The sequence below is a fragment of the Segatella copri genome (assembly GCF_009495355.1).
GTDB lineage: Bacteria > Bacteroidota > Bacteroidia > Bacteroidales > Bacteroidaceae > Prevotella.
The window spans coordinates 1-1,088 of the sequence record NZ_VZAD01000081.1; the positions used below are offsets into that span (position 1 = coordinate 1).

Annotated in this window: 1 protein-coding gene; it reads left to right on the top strand. The window is 45.9% G+C overall.

The annotated features are described in order from the left end of the window. Window positions 1-513: 513 nt before the first annotated feature. The coding region (locus F7D20_RS10835; RefSeq protein WP_158464052.1) for a reverse transcriptase domain-containing protein at window positions 514-1,088 on the top strand (575 nt) is incomplete at its 3' end.

Here is a 1,088-nt window from a genome sequence, read left to right on the forward strand (position 1 = left end):
TGTGTGTCGGGCATGACACTAACCTAACTGGTTTAACTCCAGTCGCAGGTATTTACCGCCAAGCGAAGCAAATGGCAAGTCGTTGTCAGTAATGTCAAGGATGAAGGAAGCCAATAGCGAGACTATCGAGCCTACGAACAGAAACTTGGTATAAGGCTAAATGGGAATGGATAAGACTGCAAAACAAGTTGAAGTCCGAATGGTAAACGTATCCCCCAAGACAGTAAACCAAGAGGTTGTGAAGTCGGCAGGTTAGTGCCTTACCCCGAGAGGCCCATCCAGCGTGTCAACACACGTACGATAAAAAGTTTATGGGTGGGAGTCAGCTGAGTCCATAGTAGGTGTCTCACCAATACCGAAGGGACTAATGTATATATAGTGCAAATCGCTGTAAGCAATGCGTTGATAGTTCGGATGTGAGGTATGACGGATATGAAAGAACCGTAATCTTTCAATGTCGGAAGTAACGAGAACGTTTCATCGTAAATTTACAAGCAGAACGAAAAGCAGCAAATGGAATTAGTAAACGAGATTGTAGAAGCAAGAAACTTCTGGGAAGCCTGGATGTCTGTCAGGCGCAATAAAGGTGCTGCCGGCATAGATAAGATGTCGGTAGATGTACTTGACGTGTATATGGCCCAGCATATGGATGAGATAAAGCAGTCCATATGCAGAAAGCAATACAAGCCATCCCCCGTAAGACGTGTATTTATCCCCAAGCCCAATGGAAAACAACGTCCCTTGGGCATCCCTACAGTAGTAGACCGTGTGGTGCAACAAGCGACTGCCCAAGTGCTAAACCGCATCTATGAACCACTGTTTAGTGAGCATAGTTATGGCTTCAGACCGAATCGCAGTTGCCATCAGGCAATTAACCAAGCATTGGACTACTTGAATGCAGGGTATGAGTGGGTAGTGGACTTTGATATAGAAAAGTACTTTGACACGGTCAATCACGACAAGCTAATTTCAATCCTACGTGAACAGGTCAATGATTCTGCCACTCTCCATCTAATTCGCTCGTTCCTAAAGTCGGGTGTAATGGAGGGAGGTCTTGTCAGTGCGACCACAGAGGGAGTTCCCCAAGG